This window comes from Ignavibacteriales bacterium, from assembly GCA_016700155.1.
In the GTDB taxonomy this organism is placed as follows: Bacteria; Bacteroidota; Ignavibacteria; order Ignavibacteriales; family Ignavibacteriaceae.
Genome location: CP065001.1, coordinates 1,359,133 through 1,375,326, shown reverse-complemented (window position 1 = coordinate 1,375,326; position 16,194 = coordinate 1,359,133). Strand labels below are relative to the sequence as shown.

The 16,194-nt window shown below is 37.4% G+C and carries 15 protein-coding genes; 2 read left to right on the top strand and 13 right to left on the bottom strand.

Annotation, left to right across the window (positions count from 1 at the left end; translation table 11 throughout):
• Nucleotides 1–18: 18 nt before the first annotated feature.
• The 13 genes from gcvP to IPM56_05630 all read right to left on the bottom strand — a co-directional run bounded on the left by gcvP (nt 19) and on the right by IPM56_05630 (nt 13,713).
• Entirely contained in the window at nt 19–2,919 is a 2,901-nt protein-coding gene (gene gcvP / locus IPM56_05690) for an aminomethyl-transferring glycine dehydrogenase (protein QQS37448.1), read from the bottom strand.
• A gap of 127 nt (nt 2,920–3,046) precedes the next feature.
• A complete protein-coding gene (gene rnc / locus IPM56_05685) occupies nt 3,047–3,829 on the bottom strand; it encodes a ribonuclease III (GenBank protein QQS37447.1) in 783 nt (260 codons plus the stop codon).
• Between the two features lie 2 nt (nt 3,830–3,831).
• Nucleotides 3,832–5,079 carry a beta-ketoacyl-ACP synthase II gene (gene fabF / locus IPM56_05680; GenBank protein ID QQS37446.1) on the bottom strand — a complete coding sequence of 416 codons (1,248 nt, stop codon included), beginning with the start codon at nt 5,077–5,079 and terminating at the stop codon, nt 3,832–3,834.
• Nucleotides 5,080–5,157: 78 nt separating this feature from the next.
• Complete coding sequence (locus IPM56_05675; protein QQS37445.1) at nt 5,158–5,391, bottom strand: acyl carrier protein; 234 nt, start codon at nt 5,389–5,391, stop codon at nt 5,158–5,160.
• A 95-nt stretch (nt 5,392–5,486) separates the two neighbouring features.
• Nucleotides 5,487–6,263, bottom strand: a complete 777-nt coding sequence (gene fabG / locus IPM56_05670; GenBank protein ID QQS37444.1) for a 3-oxoacyl-[acyl-carrier-protein] reductase — start codon at nt 6,261–6,263, stop codon at nt 5,487–5,489.
• Nucleotides 6,253–6,852, bottom strand: a complete 600-nt coding sequence (locus tag IPM56_05665) for a DUF3109 family protein (GenBank protein ID QQS37443.1) — start codon at nt 6,850–6,852, stop codon at nt 6,253–6,255. Before IPM56_05665 ends, fabG begins: the two co-directional genes overlap by 11 nt.
• Nucleotides 6,849–7,763 carry an ACP S-malonyltransferase gene (gene fabD / locus IPM56_05660; GenBank protein ID QQS37442.1) on the bottom strand — a complete coding sequence of 305 codons (915 nt, stop codon included), beginning with the start codon at nt 7,761–7,763 and terminating at the stop codon, nt 6,849–6,851. The genes IPM56_05665 and fabD overlap by 4 nt, the downstream gene beginning before the upstream one ends.
• Before the next feature lie 31 nt (nt 7,764–7,794).
• The gene (locus IPM56_05655) at nt 7,795–8,796 is read right to left on the bottom strand and encodes a ketoacyl-ACP synthase III (GenBank protein QQS37441.1); all 1,002 of its coding nucleotides are present in this window, start codon (nt 8,794–8,796) and stop codon (nt 7,795–7,797) included.
• Nucleotides 8,797–8,811: 15 nt separating this feature from the next.
• Entirely contained in the window at nt 8,812–9,843 is a 1,032-nt protein-coding gene (gene plsX / locus IPM56_05650) for a phosphate acyltransferase PlsX (GenBank protein QQS37440.1), read from the bottom strand.
• Nucleotides 9,844–9,860: 17 nt separating this feature from the next.
• Complete coding sequence (rpmF, locus tag IPM56_05645) at nt 9,861–10,040, bottom strand: 50S ribosomal protein L32 (GenBank protein ID QQS37439.1); 180 nt, start codon at nt 10,038–10,040, stop codon at nt 9,861–9,863.
• 14 nt (nt 10,041–10,054) lie between these two features.
• A complete protein-coding gene (locus tag IPM56_05640; GenBank protein ID QQS38230.1) occupies nt 10,055–10,561 on the bottom strand; it encodes a DUF177 domain-containing protein in 507 nt (168 codons plus the stop codon).
• Nucleotides 10,562–10,900: 339 nt separating this feature from the next.
• Complete coding sequence (locus IPM56_05635; protein QQS37438.1) at nt 10,901–13,234, bottom strand: carbohydrate-binding domain-containing protein; 2,334 nt, start codon at nt 13,232–13,234, stop codon at nt 10,901–10,903.
• A 23-nt stretch (nt 13,235–13,257) separates the two neighbouring features.
• Nucleotides 13,258–13,713 (bottom strand): T9SS type A sorting domain-containing protein, encoded by a 456-nt coding sequence (locus tag IPM56_05630; protein ID QQS37437.1) that lies wholly within the window; start codon nt 13,711–13,713, stop codon nt 13,258–13,260.
• A gap of 239 nt (nt 13,714–13,952) precedes the next feature.
• Between IPM56_05630 and IPM56_05625 the strand changes: the two genes are divergently transcribed.
• Both IPM56_05625 and IPM56_05620 read left to right on the top strand, forming a co-directional pair.
• Nucleotides 13,953–14,861: an ATP-binding cassette domain-containing protein gene (locus tag IPM56_05625; GenBank protein QQS37436.1), complete on the top strand. Its 909-nt coding sequence runs from the start codon at nt 13,953–13,955 to the stop codon at nt 14,859–14,861.
• A complete protein-coding gene (locus IPM56_05620) occupies nt 14,858–16,102 on the top strand; it encodes an ABC transporter permease (GenBank protein QQS37435.1) in 1,245 nt (414 codons plus the stop codon). Before IPM56_05625 ends, IPM56_05620 begins: the two co-directional genes overlap by 4 nt.
• The last annotated feature ends 92 nt before the right edge of the window (nt 16,103–16,194 follow it).

Sequence of the window (16,194 nt, the reverse complement as noted above, 5' to 3'; positions counted from 1 at the left end):
GTTAACGGCAGATTAATATTAGGATACAATTTCTTCAGCGTAATCAGAGATTGGGTTGCAGCTGCAAACAAGATTACGGTCACCGTATGCATTATTTACACGACCAACTGATGGCCAGAATTTATTGTTTCTCGTCCAGGGAAGAGGAAAAGCTGCTTTCTCACGTGAGTAGGTATGTTTCCAATCTGAAGATAATAATGTTTGAATAGTATGAGGCGCATTTTTAAGAACATTGTCATGGCTATCAGACATTCCGGATTCTATTTCCTTTATTTCCTCCCTGATGGAAATCATCGCACTTATGAATTTGTCAAGTTCTGATTTCGATTCGCTCTCTGTAGGTTCAACCATCAATGTACCCGGAACAGGAAAAGAAACAGTTGGCGCGTGATATCCATAATCCATCAAACGTTTAGCAATATCTTCCACTTCAATATTAGCTGATGTTTTAAATTTCCTCATATCAAAAATTAATTCGTGAGCAACGTGCCCTGATTTAGCCGCATATAAAACATCATAGTGTGATTCTAATTTTGCCTTAATATAGTTTGCGTTCAGTATAGCTGTAACGGAAGCTTTTGTTAGTCCAACAGCACCCATCATTTTTATGTAAGCATATGATATAACTAATATGTTTGCACTGCCCCAGGGTGCAGCAGAAACTGCTGGGATACTTTTATCACGATTAATATTAATTACTGAGTGACCAGGTAAATATTTTGTGAGATGCGGGGCGACTGCAATAGGTCCCATACCCGGACCACCGCCGCCGTGAGGTATACAAAATGTTTTATGCAGATTAAGATGACAAACATCCGCTCCGATAAATCCGGGGCTTGTTAATCCAACCTGAGCATTTAGATTTGCGCCATCCATATATACCAATCCTCCGTTATCATGAATGATGTCGCAAATTTCGACTATCTTGTGTTCAAATACACCATGAGTTGAAGGATAGGTAATCATTAAAGCAGCAAGCACCGCTTTATTTTGTTCAGCCTTAAGTTTCAGATCATCGAGTGAAACATTTCCATACTTATCACAATTTACAACGACTACCTTCATCCCTGCCATTACCGCACTTGCCGGGTTAGTGCCATGAGCAGAGGATGGGATAAGCACAACATTTCTGTTATGATCACCATTATGAATATGATACTCGCGGATTACAAGTAAGCCCGCATACTCACCCTGCGCTCCTGCATTAGGCTGTAGTGAAACTGCATCAAAACCGGTGATCTCCGCAAGTGATGATTCGAGTTCCGCAAATAACTGATGATAGCCTTCAGCCTGTTCAGCAGGTGCAAACGGGTGAATGTTTGAGAATTCAGGCCACGTTATACCTATCATTTCAGTTGCCGCATTAAGTTTCATTGTGCATGATCCTAATGGTATCATTGAATGAACAAGTGAGAGATCCTTATTCTCTAAACTTTTTAGGTAACGCATCATTTCAGTTTCTGACTGATATGTGTTGAACACCTGGTGTTTCAAGTAACTGCTTTTACGTTTAAAAGCAGATGGGATGTCAATCCCTATTTTTAAAAACTCTTTGACAAGCAGGTCTTCATTAATTTCTTTGCCGGCAACAATCGCAAAGATCTTTACAATTTCAATAACATCACTTAGTTCAGTACATTCATTGAGCGAAATATTAATTGAATTGTCAGGGCTAAACCGGAAATTAATCTGATGTTTTTCAGAAAGTGATTTTATTTCACTTACCAAATGTTTTGAATTATCATTAAATGAAATTGAAAGAGTATCAAAATAATTTTTATTCTGCTGATTATAACCAAGTTTTATTATCGCATGGTCAAGATACTTTGTGAATAAGTGTATTCTCTCAGCAATTGCTTTAATTCCTTTTGGACCATGATACACTGCATACATTGCAGATATGATTGCAAGCAGAACCTGTGCTGTACAAATGTTACTTGTTGCTTTCTCACGGCGGATATGCTGCTCGCGTGTTTGAAGAGCCATTCTGTATGCGGGATTACCCTGCTGATCAATTGATATCCCGATTATCCTTCCGGGTAAATGTCTTTTAAATTCATCTGTTGTTGCAAAAAACGCTGCGTGTGGTCCGCCATATCCCATTGGAACACCAAACCGTTGTGAAGTTCCAACTGCTACATCAGCACCTATTTCACCTGCAGAAGTAAATAATGTTAAACTAAATAAATCTGCCGCAACAGCTTTGAATATTTTTTTGTCTTTTGCCTGCGAAAAAAGTTCTGAGTAGTTATAAACTTCCCCGTTACAGGCAGGGTATTGTACAAGTATTCCGAAAATATCTTCTGTAAGTTTTAATTTTTGGTGGTCACCAACCATAATCTCAATACCAAGAGGTGCAGATCTTGTTTTCAGAACATCAATTGTTTGAGGAAAACATAGTTCGGAAACAAAAAACTTGTTAGCAGTTTTAACACTTCTTAAAGCATAGAACATTGACATTGCTTCAGCCGCTGCAGTTCCTTCATCCAGCAAAGATGCATTGGCAACAGGTAACCCTGTAAGATCAATAACCATAGTTTGAAAATTAATCAATGCTTCAAGTCTTCCCTGGGCAATTTCAGCCTGGTAAGGTGTATACTGAGTATACCATCCCGGGTTTTCCAGCAGGTTGCGTTGAATTACCAGAGGAAGTATTGTTGGATGATATCCCATACCTATATACGATTTAAAAATTTTATTTTTTGAAGCTACAGATTTTAGTTTTTCCAGGAATTGTGACTCTGTGAGTGGTTCATCAAGGGTTAATTTTTTTTCAAGTCTTATCTGCGGCGGGATAGTCTCGCTTATTAATCTTTCAACTGAATCTAATCCAATTGCTTTAATCATCTCCAAAGCTTCATCATCATTCGGTCCAATGTGTCTGTCAACAAACTTATCAGGATGTTCAGGGATACGCATATGTCTTCTCTCTCTACAAAAATTATAATTTTAAACAGAACTATTTTTCGTTACCAAATTTAACTAATTATTTTATAAAAGAAGTCTAAAATTTGAAGGGTAATTACAGTGGTGTTCCTTAAAAATATCAGGATAACTGCTGATTAATTTTCTTTAATGCTCTTTGTGCTGCGTTCTGTTCGGCGCTTTTTTTATTCTTGCCCTGACCTGTACCATATTCAGTGTCACCAATTATTACTTTGATTGTAAATATTCTGTCGTGCTGCGGACCTTCTTCCTTCACAACTATATAAGTTGGATTATCCAGCCTGTTTGCCTGGGCATATTCAAGCAGCTGACTTTTGAAGTTTTCATCAATCAAATGGTCACCGGCTTTTGAATTTGGAATAATAAGAGTACGGTTTACGAATTCTTTGGCAGCATCGAGACCGCCATCAAGATAAATTGCGCCGATCAATGCTTCGAAAGCGTCGGCAAGAATAGTTTTTGATCCGTTAGAAAAAGTGGTGGAAAGATTTTTACTTATCAGCAGAAACCTGGAAAGATTTATTCCATCGGCAGCATCTGCAAGCGCGACCCTGTTAACTAATTTTGCTCTTACTTTTGTTAGAAATCCTTCGTTCTGTTCAGGGAACGATTTGAACAGATATTCTGCCACTGCAAGATTTAATACTGAGTCACCTAAAAATTCAAGTCTTTCGTTTGATACAAGATACTCTGAACTCTGTTCAAGATACGACCTGTGCATTAGTGCCTGTATGTAAAAGGATTTGTCTTTTACAATTATGCCTGCTGATTTTTCAAGGTCATCAAATTTCTGAGAAGTTAAAAATCTTGAAATATTTTTTGAACGGATTGTTTCTTCCCGTTGCTTGATTATTTTTAACAACCAGGAGAAGAATCCAGCCAAAACTATTCCTCAAACTTTTTGAATAAAAGTGAAGCGTTGTGTCCGCCAAAACCAAATGTATTGCTTATAGCATAATTTATTTTTCGGCTGGTCGGTTTTACGGGGCTATAAAACAGATCACACTGGGGATCATTTTTTGTAAGATTTATTGTTGGCGGGACAATATCATTTTTTATAGCAAGCACAGTTGCAATTGCTTCAACACCGCCGGCAGCACCAAGCAGGTGACCTGTCATTGATTTTGTTGAACTGACAACTAACTTATTTGCATGATCACCAAACAAAGTTTTGATTGCCATAGTCTCGTTAATATCGTTGTGCGGAGTTGATGTGCCGTGTGCGTTTATATAATCAACATCGGTTATGCTGATACCCGCATCTCTCAAAGCTTCTTTCATTGATCTTACCGCACCTTCGCCGCCGGGAGCCGGGGCTGTTATATGGTGTGCATCACCGGTAAGCCCGATTCCTGAAATTTCAGCAAATATTGTTGCACCTCTGTTTACAGCATGTTCATATTCTTCAAGTATGAGTGTACCAGAACCTTCGCCCATAACAAAACCGTTTCTGTCAATATCAAATGGTCTTGAAGCTTCCGCATACCTGTCATTCCATGTTGAAAGCGCTTTCATCGCATTGAAACCGCCAATGGACATTTCAGTGATCGCAGCTTCTGAACCTCCGCATATCATCAGGTCGGCACTGCCTCTTTCTATTAATATGTACGCGTCTGCAATCGCATGCGAAGATGTGGCGCAAGCCGATGTAGTTGCATAATTGGGACCTTTAAGTTTGTACTTGATTGATATCTGTCCCGCAGCTATATCTGAGATCATCATTGGAACGAAGAACGGACTTATTTTACCCGGGTCTTTAGATTCAAAATATATCCAATGCTGATTTTGAAGCGTGTCCATTCCTCCAATACCACTGCCGTAAATTACTCCGAATCTTTCATTATCGATTTTTTCAAGATTAATTCCGGATTGGGAAATAGCCATTTCAGCGGATGCAATGGAGTATTGCGTAAATAAATCCATTCGCCGAATAGTTTTTTTATCTATGTAGTTTAGGGGATCAAAGTTTTTTACTTCGCAAGCAAATTTTGTATCAAAGCCTGATGCGTCGAACTTTGTAATTAAATTAGCACCTGTTTTCCCCTGCATCATTGCTTCCCAGAACTGATCTACTCCGATTCCAATAGGAGTAATTGCACCCATCCCGGTTACAACTACCCTTCGCCTCTTCATTCAAAACTCCTGAGAAATTTTCAGTGAAATAAATTGGTATTAAGCTGTTTGTGCGGGAAAAACCCGCACATTAAAAAATCAGCTTAATTTTTCTTTTAGATATTTTATAGCGTCTCCAACTGTTCCAATTTTCTCTGCATCTTCATCAGGAATTGATACCTGGAAAGCACTTTCAAATCCCATAACTAGTTCTACTATATCAAGCGAATCTGCACCTAAATCATTCGTAAAAGAAGCTTCGGGTGTAATCTGAGATTCTTCAACACCTAACTTGTCTATTATAATCTCTTTAACTTTAGCTTCAACGTCCATTTTATTCTCCTATCCTTTAGTTAATTATTTATTGAGTTATTATTTACTGTTTTAAATTTAAGAAAATTTCACATCCTACCATATAAAATAAATGGTTACATCGTCATGCCGCCATCGACAGCTATTACCTGTCCCGTTATATAGTCGGCGTCTTTGCTGCACAGAAATGCGACTACTTTCGCTATATCTTCGGGTTTACCCATTCTTCCCATCGGCACATTCTGAACAAGCTTTTGTTTTTGTTCGTCAGTTAGTTTGCCGGTCATATCTGTTTCAATAAAACCGGGAGCGATTGCGTTAACGGTTATTCCTCTTGATGCAAGTTCACGTGCCATTGATTTAGTAAACCCTATTACACCTGCCTTTGATGCTACATAATTTGCCTGTCCGGGATTTCCTATAAGAGCAACGACAGAAGCTATATTTACTATTCTTCCATATCTCTGAGCAATCATTGGTTTTAATACTGCTTTGGTGTAGTTGAATACACTTTTAAGATTTGCATTAATAACATCATCAAAATCTTTTTCACTCATTCTAAGAAGTAAATTGTCACGTGTTATTCCGGCATTATTAACAAGTATATCAACACCCCCAAGTTTTTCAATGGCTGCATCGACTGATGCCTGCGCATCCGTAAGTGATGAAGCGTCCGCTTTGAACGCGTGTATTTTTATTCCGGGATAATCAACTTCAGCCATTAACTCATCTGCGCATTCATCGCAGCTATTGTAAACAAACGCGACATCTGAAAACAATACGCCGCAGCAGCTTCTTGAGGCAAGTTCTTTCACAATAGCTCTGCCTATCCCTCTTGTTCCGCCTGTAACAATTGCCCTTTTATTATGTGAGTTATCCTGATTACTTATCATTTTTTTCTACTCCCGCAAAATGTTCTGATAGGAATTCTTTCCTGTATTCTTCAATCTCAGCAAATCCTTCTTCACCAAAAAAGTGTCTTATTTCTTCACGACATGCATCAAAAATTGATTGTGTTGTATTTGGATTTTTATTGCAGGTATGAAGACGGTCTATGTGTTCATCATCTATAGTAAGCGAGTTTTCAAAAATAGTTAATGGGAAAAGTATACAGTACTGAGGCTTATAATCCCATTTGTGATTGCCCTCAAGTCCGGCAAGTTTTTGAAGTGTACACAAACCATCTTTATCCAGGAAAGAACACTTTTTATTAATAATATTGGTGCCGACAGCTATGCCTGAAGGAAAATCCGAATCCTCTTCCGGAACTTCAAACCAGTCTGCGGTATTTTTTGACTGAGTTTCATCCATCAATGGAATGATTTTATCTTTTATTCCTAGAATCATTTTGGATTCATCCAAATCAGTATAAACACCGTAGTGGCAGCATTCACCATTACATTTACATGAAAAAGTGAATGTAAAAATCGTTGGATCTATTTTTAATCCGTTAACATATTTTGCTTTACCATTTGAGTTCAAAGGAACTTCTCCACATCTGCAAATTTATCAATACCGGAGTAAGGAATTTCCGGGGTTATTCTTTTTACTAGTCCCTGCAAAACTTTACCGGGACCGATTTCGATAAATTCAGTAATACCATCTTTTACCATATTCTGAATTGTTTCTTCCCATCTAACCGGCGAGGTAACCTGCTGGTACAAAAGTTTTTTTATTTCTTCCTTGTCGTTAACCGGTTGTGCGGTAACATTAGCATAAACAGGAAATTTACTGTTATAAAAATTGGTCGCGTCCAGTGCTTCTTTTAATTTTTCTTTTGCGGAACTCATCAAAGGTGAATGGAACGCACCGCTGACTACAAGTTCCTTAACCATTTTTGCGCCGTTTGATTTACAAATTTCCATTGCTTTATGAACTCCGGTAACAGAACCAGATATTACAATCTGTCCCGGCGAATTAAAATTTGCGCATTGCACTACACCCTCGGCAGAAGCTTGTTTACAGAACTCTTCAACTTTAACTTGTTCTAAACCAACAACTGCAGCCATTGTACCTGGATTATCAATGCCGGATTGTTGCATCGCTTTTCCCCGTTCACGAACTAATTTTATTGCTTCATAAAACTGAATTGACCCTGCTGCAACTAAGGCAGAATACTCACCAAGAGAATGTCCGGCTGCGGCGAATGGACTAATTGTTCTTATAATACTTGAGAGGACCACACTGTGAAGAAATATTGCGGGTTGGGTAAATTCCGTTTGCTTAAGATGTTCTTCCGGTCCGTTGAATATGATATGAGATAAATTAATCTCCAGTGCATCATCAGCGGTTTTAATCATCTCTTTTGCTTCAACGGAATTTTCGTACAGGTCTTTTGCCATTCCAACATACTGGGAACCCTGACCCGGAAATAGAAAACCAATTTTATTCATCAGCAATAAAGTATAAAGTAATTTTTAAAAATTAAATTCCCCAGACAAGATAACTCGATCCCCAAGTGAATCCCGCGCCAAAGGCAGCAAGAATCAGTTTATCACCTTTTTTGATTTTACCTTGCCTGTAATACTCAACAAGACACAGCGGGATAGTTGCGGCAGTTGTGTTTCCGTACTTATCAATATTGATCATAACTTTTTCTTTTTCAATTCCCATACGTTCAGCAGTTGCAGAAATGATTCTCAGGTTTGCCTGATGCGGAACAAGATAGGCAACATCATCAGAAGTCAGATTATTTTTCTTCATTATCTCGTAAGAAATATCCGCCATTCCTTTTACTGCAACTTTGAAAACTGCTTTACCATCCTGGTAAAGGTAATGCATTTTATTATCAACTGTTTTATAGGAAGAAGGATTCAGACTTCCGCCACCTTTCATATAGAGACTTTCTCTGCCGCTTCCGTCTACTTTCAGAAGTGAGTCCTGTAATCCAATTGACAGATCTTCGCTTGCTTCAAGAAGTATGGCTGCAGCACCATCACCAAAAAGAATACAATTATTCCGGTCAGTGTAATCAACAATCGCACTCATTTTGTCTGCGCCTATCACCATAACTTTTTTATAGGCACCTGATTCAACTAATGAGCATCCCGTCTGATATGCGAATAAAAATCCTGAACAAGCTGCGGATAAATCAAAACCCCAGGCATTTTTAGCCCCGATTTTATCCTGCACAAGGCACGCGGTTGCCGGGAAGAACATATCCGGTGTAACAGTCGCAACTATTATAACATCAATTTCATCAGCGTTAATGTTGGTGGTTTTTAGTAAATCTTCGGCTGCACGAATTGCGAGATCACTCGTTGCACCGTTTTCAAGAACACGTCTTTCTTTAATACCGGTTCTGGTTGTTATCCACTCATCAGTTGTTTCAATTATTTTTTCGAAATAGGCATTATCAAGAATTTTTTCCGGGACGTACATTCCCAATCCTGTAATCACTGCACTGTATTTATTTTTCTTTGACATTTATTATTCCGGAATTTATAGACTCGAATACTGTTTAATTGAATTTTCTATCTTTTGTACAAGGCTCTTAGCATACATTTCCTGGGCACGGATTACCATATTTTTTATGGCTTTAGGTGTACTGGATCCATGTCCAATAATACTTATTCCGTTAACTCCAAGCAATGGTACACCACCAAATTCCTGGTAATCGAAATCCTTTAGCATGCTTCTTAATGAATTTCTCATCAATCCGATTTTCAATTTATTAATAAAACCGCGTGAAGCATAGTCTTTAAATTTATACTTAAGGAGATTAAGCACGCCTTCACCGAATTTTAAAAGGATGTTCCCTACATAGCCATCACAGACGATCACGTGTGCTGTACCTTTTAGAATATCCCTTCCCTCAACATTACCAATACAATTGAGGTTGGTTTTGCGTATAAGTTCAAGCGCTGCAAGCGAAACTTCGCTTCCCTTGCTGTCTTCTTCACCAACACTTAACACACCGACTTTCGGATTTTGAATGCCAAAAAGTTCTTTGACATAAATTGATCCCATCACTGCATATTCAAGTAAGTGTCTTGGTTTTGAATCAACACTTGCACCAACATCAAACAGTGCACAAACCCCGGACTCATTCGGCATCAAGGCCCCAATTGTAGGTCTGCCCACACCAGCAATCCTTCCGATTATCAATGTTGAAGCAGCCATCATCGCACCCGTATTGCCGGCACTAACGAAGGCATCTGCTTTTTTATCTCTTACAAGTGTAGCACCGATAACGATTGATGAATCTGTCTTTTTCTTAATTGCTGTGGTAGGATTGTCTGACATTTCAATTATTTCAGAGGTGCGATGTAGATTTATTCCCGATTGGTTGAGGTTGTTGGATTTGATCACTTGCAAAATTTTTTTTTCATCACCTACTAAAGTCAATTCAAAATCTTTTCGTTCCTCAAATGCTTGTAGTGCGCCTAAAACAGCATTCTGAGGGGCGAAATCGCCCCCCATAGCATCAACCACTATTCTGCATTTTCCGGGTAATGGATCGGAATTGCTCATTAATAAAAACTAATGAGTTAGCTTTTCGGTAAAAACATTGATCGTTCGTTGTAGTAACCGCAAGAAGGACAGGCACGATGAGATAATTTCATTTCACCGCAATGAGAGCAGGTGCTTAATGCAGGTACAGTTGCTTTGTAATGTGTTCTTCTTTTGTCTCTTCTGCTTTTAGACCACTTACGTTTTGGATTTGGCATTGTAGTTCCGTTATTTATTTTTTATTTAATTTATCTTTCAAATCTGCTAATGGCTGCCACCTGATATCTGTTGTGTTTTCAGAGCAGCCGCATTCACCTGCATTCAGGTTCTTTCCGCATTTGTAACAAAGTCCTTTACAATCTTCCCGGCATAATTTTTTCATAGGTACAGCAAGTGTAGCGTAATCAATTATCTCAGGTTTAAGATCGATTTTATCTGCATCAACTGGCAGATAAATTACATTGACCGCATCACTTTCAACAGGCTCTTTTCCAAACAAATAAACTATCTGGTAGTTGGTTACAATGTTCTGCTTGAACTCAGTACCACACCTGTCGCATTCAAAACCACAGTTAATTGAAAGCTCATTGTCAATAATAACCTGGGAATGAGTTTTCCTTAACTTCAGAACTATGCGGGTATCACCCTCAAATGGATTTGTAAGACCAACATTTTCTGACTTCTCAATAAATTCAAAGTTATGTTCACCGTCACTGAGACTGCTGATCTTGATTATCATCATTTGTCACAAAAAGTTTCAAAAACAAGCTGAAATATATCAATCCTTACAAAGATAAACAACTTTTTTGATGTATGAAAGAAGTAAGAAGAGTATGAGATGTTCCCCAAAATTTAACAAACGAACGTAAATATTAAGAATTTATCTAATAATTGAAATCTTGTTCGTTTTAGTTACGTCAGCCGCTTAAATACGTCACCTATTCGATCTGCAAGAGATCTAATTTGAAAAGTGATAACTCCTTAATACAGATGCTTCAAAATGAAGATTCTTAAAAAATGACGGATAATTATTTTTACCCGGCATCAGTATTATTGAATAAGGTTGATTGGTTAAATTTTAAAATGTGACCGTCTGCACAATATTATTGAGCGTAAATGTAGTACGAAGTGTTCCACCTGAATAAGTACCCCCGGTATACAATCCATCCTTTAATGTTCCGGTTGAACTTCCACCCGTATAAACTCTGTAAGATGTACCATTTGTTAATGCAGAATCAGAAAATACTATTGAGTAATATCTTCGGTTTGGTGCAAAGGTTAAAAGAGTATTCCCGTTTGTATCTTCGAGATGGAAAAGTGTTCCTGCATTAAGACTCTGTGACGTTCTTAAAAGAACAGAACGCTGTGTTGAAGTGTTTCCCGGAGCTTGTGTCATGTTAGAGTTTGTCCCCGAGATTACAACAAAACCACCTGTGACCTTACAAGTTCCATTATAATCCATTCCGACTTCAGGTGATGATTGAGGTCCGTGCACGATAATTACCCCTCCGTTAAAATTAACATCGCCATTACTGTCTATGGCATCACCCTGCGTCGAACTTACATATACATAACCATTGTTGAAAGTTAGGTTACTTCCATCATCAAATTCACCACCATTGCCGTAGGTTGCGTTAAATCCATCATCTGTTGCATTAACTCTTACTTCTCCGCCATTAACAAAAATATTCGGAGCTTCAATTCCTTCTTTGGAATTATTGATATTCAGTGTACCGCCATTTATATCTACGTATGTCTTTGATTTGATCCCATCATCCGCAGAGGAAATTGTGATATTTCCATTGTAAATTTTAATCAGACTATCGGCTGAGATAGCTTTTGCTTCTGCATAATTTCCATTACTAATTGTGATGGATTGACCAGTTGTTGTAACATTCAGTGTTGGCTGTAAGTCAACTGATCCTACAATTATTTGAGCGTCGCAATAAATTCCTTTTCCACCTCTTCCGGAATGTGACAATGAAGTTTCACCTCCCGATATATAAATCCTGCCATCAGAATTTATACAAGGTCCGGTGTAGGCATCTGTCTGACCTGTTGAATTAGTATAGGTAGCTCCGTTCCCCGTTGAAACTATACTCATTGTTCCTGATTCAATAATAACTAGTCCATCGCAAGAAATTCCTCTTGATCCTCCCCCGCTTGTACTGATCGTTACAGTACAAGAATCAATTCGAACAAGTGAATCAGCATTTATCGCGGTACAATACGAAGGGTTAAAACCGAATCCAGAAGGTTCAAGAACTACGCCACCAGAAGTATTGATCTGAAAATTGCCTCCGCTAATTTCAATATTTCGGTTTGAATTTAATCCTTTAGACTGATTACCCTGAACAGTAATATCGATAAGACCTCCTGAAATGGATATCAGACTATCAGCTTTTAATGCGCTTACATCCTGAGAAGAACTTAGTACTGTAACTGAGCCATCATAAATTTCTATAAAGTTTTCGTCGGCATCTATTCCATCACCGGTGGCAGTTATATCAAGACTACCACCGAACATATAAAAACCATCATTGACATTTACTCCATCTTTTACAGAATGATTTATCTTAATACTGCCACTATTAATTTCTATATAATCATCGCTCTTAATTCCGTGCTGATCCGTACCGTTTGCATTTATTTCAAGGATTCCGTTACCCGTAAAAATTAATTGTCCTTCACTGAAAAAAGCTGCGTCCTGATCTTCAGAATCGGGTGGAGTAGAATAGACAACTCCATCTGTAAGAATATTGTTTGTGCCTTCGACAATATCTACTGTTATTTTTTTACTAGACTGAATATTGATTGCAGGTCCGTCATTATTAGTTATCTGAACGTTGTTCAAATGAAGATTAAGTTTTTTGTCCGAGTAAATTTTAAACATACCATCCGAAGTCATACCTGATAAAACATAGTTAATATCACTTATCCCGGCTGTTGAATTAACAACAACATCTGATCCCTGTACTTCAATTAAAACTCCAAGACTTGCTAATGGATTTGTAACACCGACACCCGATTCATTATAAACTATGTAAACTGTAGAATCAGAAATACCGCTGAATGTGATACTATCGACTTCTGAAATGTTATACTGACTTAACCCACCCGTCGTCTGAAAATAAATAACTGTGCCTGTATCATTGAAAGCAATGTTAACAATATCAGAAATTGCTATTTCGTTTATTACTCCGGAATTGTGAATGATAAGTTTGTCAAAAGATAATATCTGGTTTAGAGTACTTAGTTTTTCAAGACTTTCTATGTTGAAGGTAATACTGTCAATATCCGATAAAGTGTATTCAAGTGTTTCCCCGTTTTGTTTCTCTACTTTTAAATATTGTGGCAGTGTTACAGACGAAAAAACAAATAGCGTTATAATGGTTAGAATATTTTTTTTCAATTTCTTCTCTCTTCTTAATCAGGTTACTTTAATAAGATCATTTGTTTGGAAATCTGACGATCATTGCTTCTTACTAAATAGATGTAAACTCCGCTGGCTGCAGCAAAATTATTTTGATTTGTTCCATCCCAAACAACTTTGTATTCGCCTTTACCTTGAGGTTCATTGATTAATTCTTTAATAAGCTGTCCGCTCAGGTCATAGATATTCACTTTTACATTTGAGTAATCCGGAATCTGGTAGGTAATTGTTGTTGAAGGATTAAACGGATTAGGATAGTTCTGATTTAATCGGAAAGAATTTATTTTTTCTTTTTGAGAGTCATCACCTACGGCTGTCGGTATAACAAAACTTATCTTTTTTATTTCATCCACACTGACGTCAACTGATGAGCCATCACTGAGATTTATCTTCATGCTATAGTTCTGACTAAACACCTGGACTGAAAAAATAATCATCAATAATAATAACTTATTCATCTGCATCGATCCTTCGCTCCCTATTTGTTCTTAAATATTTTCATATGATATAATTTGACGATTTCTTTTCATCCTACTTGTGGCTGGAAAAATAATTTTTGAGGAACCGGCAGACAGAGTAAATTGCTGACACGCGATTCTCAACTCAATTCTCGTTTAATTCTTTATAATTAGTTAGATTTGCCAGCGAGTTATTCAATATTAAAATTTTAAAAAGCTATCGAATCTTAAACTACTTAATGCTGACTGTTCAAAATCTTAGGAAAGAATATAAAGACCTTGTTGCTGTCCGGGATATTTCATTTACTGTTGACAGAGGAAAAATTTTTGGATTAATCGGACCAAATGGTGCCGGTAAAACAACAACAATCCGAGCAATACTGAATATTATAAAACCCACTTCCGGTTCAATTCGATTTGACGGAAAAGACGTCTCACCTCATTTTTATAATGTAGTCGGATATTTACCGGAGGAACGCGGGCTTTATAAAAAAAGTAAAGTCATAGATGTAATAAAATACTTTGCGCAATTGAAGGGACTATCGGCGAATGCTTCAATTCAACGGGCAAAGGAATGGCTTCAACAATTGAACATCTCAGGATTAAAAGACAAAAGAATTGAGGAACTCTCAAAAGGAAACCAACAGAAGATTCAATTCATTTGTTCAGTGATACACAATCCGCAGCTTTTAATACTTGATGAACCTTTCAGCGGATTTGACCCAATCAATCAGCAGCAAATAAAGGATCTGCTGCTTTCATTCATTAGTTCCGGAATGATCATTATTCTCTCAACACATCAGATGGATACTGCCGAAAAATTATGTTCTGAAATTCTCCTTATAGATAAAGGGAAAGATGTCTGCAGTGGAAGTCTGGCAAGCATTAAAAAGAGTTTTGCAGAGAATCATGTTAAGATTGGTTTTGAAGGCAACCCTGAACTAATAAGATCGCTTCCCGGTATCAAACAATTGGATGTTTACAGCAACTACGCGGAAATAAAATTAGAGTCTGAAGTAGCTCCATCAGAATTTCTGAAATTGCTCGTTAACAGAATCTCGATCACTCACTTCTCAATTCTTGAACCGACACTGAACCAGATATTTATTGATGTGGTCAACAGGGCAAAAACCGGTGAGGTTAAATGAGAAAGATATTAACAATTGCCCGCTGGGAATTCTTGGAAAAAATAAAAACAAGAGCGTTCATCATCTCACTGATCATCACTCCCGGCATAATAATATTATTTTCAATTCTGCCATCGATACTTGCCGAACAGGAGGAAAACACTTCAAAGGCTATTGGCATAGTTGATACTTCTGAAATTTTTTACACAAGAATGCTTGCAAAAATTGACGGTTATATTTTAAAGAACGGTCAGCCAAATTATATTTTTATTGATCTTACTCAGCAAAACAGGACAGAAGAAAATCTAAAAGCATCTGCTGATATGAAAGTGATATCCGATTATCTCGACGGATACATTTTAATTATTAACGGTGGAACTGATTCTGTGCGTGGTGAATTCAGAAGTAAATCCACAGCAAGCAACAGGGATATACGCAGGTTGGAACACGCATTTAATGAAACAAGAATAAGTTACTCACTTGAGAAGTATGGAATACCCGATGAAGAAAAATCAAATATCTCGAAGGATATTGAATTCTCTTCAATCAAAATTGATGAAGCCGGGAATGAAACTCAATCCGATTTTCTCATCATATTTTTTTCATCATTCGTATTTATTATGCTGCTTATGATGATGATACTTTATTCAGGCGGTATGTTAATCAGAAGTCTTGTAGAAGAAAAATCAAACAAACTTATTGAGATACTAATTTCGAGTACAACCGCCGATGAACTGTTAGCTGGAAAAATATTAGGACTCAGCATGCTGGGATTGACTCAGCTGCTCTTATGGGCTGTTATCGGGACTATATTAGCAGGCAGCACCTTAATACCTTTTGAAGCCTTTACCAATATTCTGCCAATGCTTTATTATTTTCTGCTGGGATTTGTTTTTTACACCGCAATTTTTGTTGGCATCGGTTCAGTGGTTACAACTGAGCAGGAAGCGCAGCAGATAACAAGTTATATAAGTTTGATACTCATTCTTCCGATCGTGTTTGCAATAACAGCAATACAGAATCCTGATACATTGATAATAAGAATACTTTCCTATTTCCCGTTAACAACGCCGTCAATTATGATGCTTCGATTGAATATATCTGAAATTGATTACTACGAGTTTTTTCTTACATCACTTGTACTGTTCATTTCGATTTATGTGACGATAACAATTTCCGCAAAGATTTTCAGGATAGGTATATTGTCTTACGGAAAACGCCCGCGCATTAAGGAAATGTTATCCTGGCTAAAAGAAAAATGATGATTGATTGGTCGATGTCATCCATAAATTTAATTTTGATATTTTCCAACCTCTTCCAATATTAAAATATGCTGATAAAAAAAATATTTCAA

What these genes read in the sequence shown, in the direction of transcription:
- gcvP (QQS37448.1), bottom strand. Translation starts at nt 2,919, where the DNA reads ATGCGTATCCCTGAACATCCTGATAAGTTTGTTGACAGACACATTGGA.
- fabF (QQS37446.1), bottom strand. Translation starts at nt 5,079, where the DNA reads ATGAAGAGGCGAAGGGTAGTTGTAACCGGGATGGGTGCAATTACTCCT.
- IPM56_05675 (QQS37445.1), bottom strand. Translation starts at nt 5,391, where the DNA reads ATGGACGTTGAAGCTAAAGTTAAAGAGATTATAATAGACAAGTTAGGT.
- fabG (QQS37444.1), bottom strand. Translation starts at nt 6,263, where the DNA reads ATGATAAGTAATCAGGATAACTCACATAATAAAAGGGCAATTGTTACA.
- fabD (QQS37442.1), bottom strand. Translation starts at nt 7,763, where the DNA reads ATGAATAAAATTGGTTTTCTATTTCCGGGTCAGGGTTCCCAGTATGTT.
- IPM56_05655 (QQS37441.1), bottom strand. Translation starts at nt 8,796, where the DNA reads ATGTCAAAGAAAAATAAATACAGTGCAGTGATTACAGGATTGGGAATG.
- plsX (QQS37440.1), bottom strand. Translation starts at nt 9,843, where the DNA reads ATGAGCAATTCCGATCCATTACCCGGAAAATGCAGAATAGTGGTTGAT.
- rpmF (QQS37439.1), bottom strand. Translation starts at nt 10,040, where the DNA reads ATGCCAAATCCAAAACGTAAGTGGTCTAAAAGCAGAAGAGACAAAAGA.
- IPM56_05640 (QQS38230.1), bottom strand. Translation starts at nt 10,561, where the DNA reads ATGATAATCAAGATCAGCAGTCTCAGTGACGGTGAACATAACTTTGAA.
- IPM56_05630 (QQS37437.1), bottom strand. Translation starts at nt 13,713, where the DNA reads ATGAATAAGTTATTATTATTGATGATTATTTTTTCAGTCCAGGTGTTT.
- IPM56_05625 (QQS37436.1), top strand. Translation starts at nt 13,953, where the DNA reads ATGCTGACTGTTCAAAATCTTAGGAAAGAATATAAAGACCTTGTTGCT.
- IPM56_05620 (QQS37435.1), top strand. Translation starts at nt 14,858, where the DNA reads ATGAGAAAGATATTAACAATTGCCCGCTGGGAATTCTTGGAAAAAATA.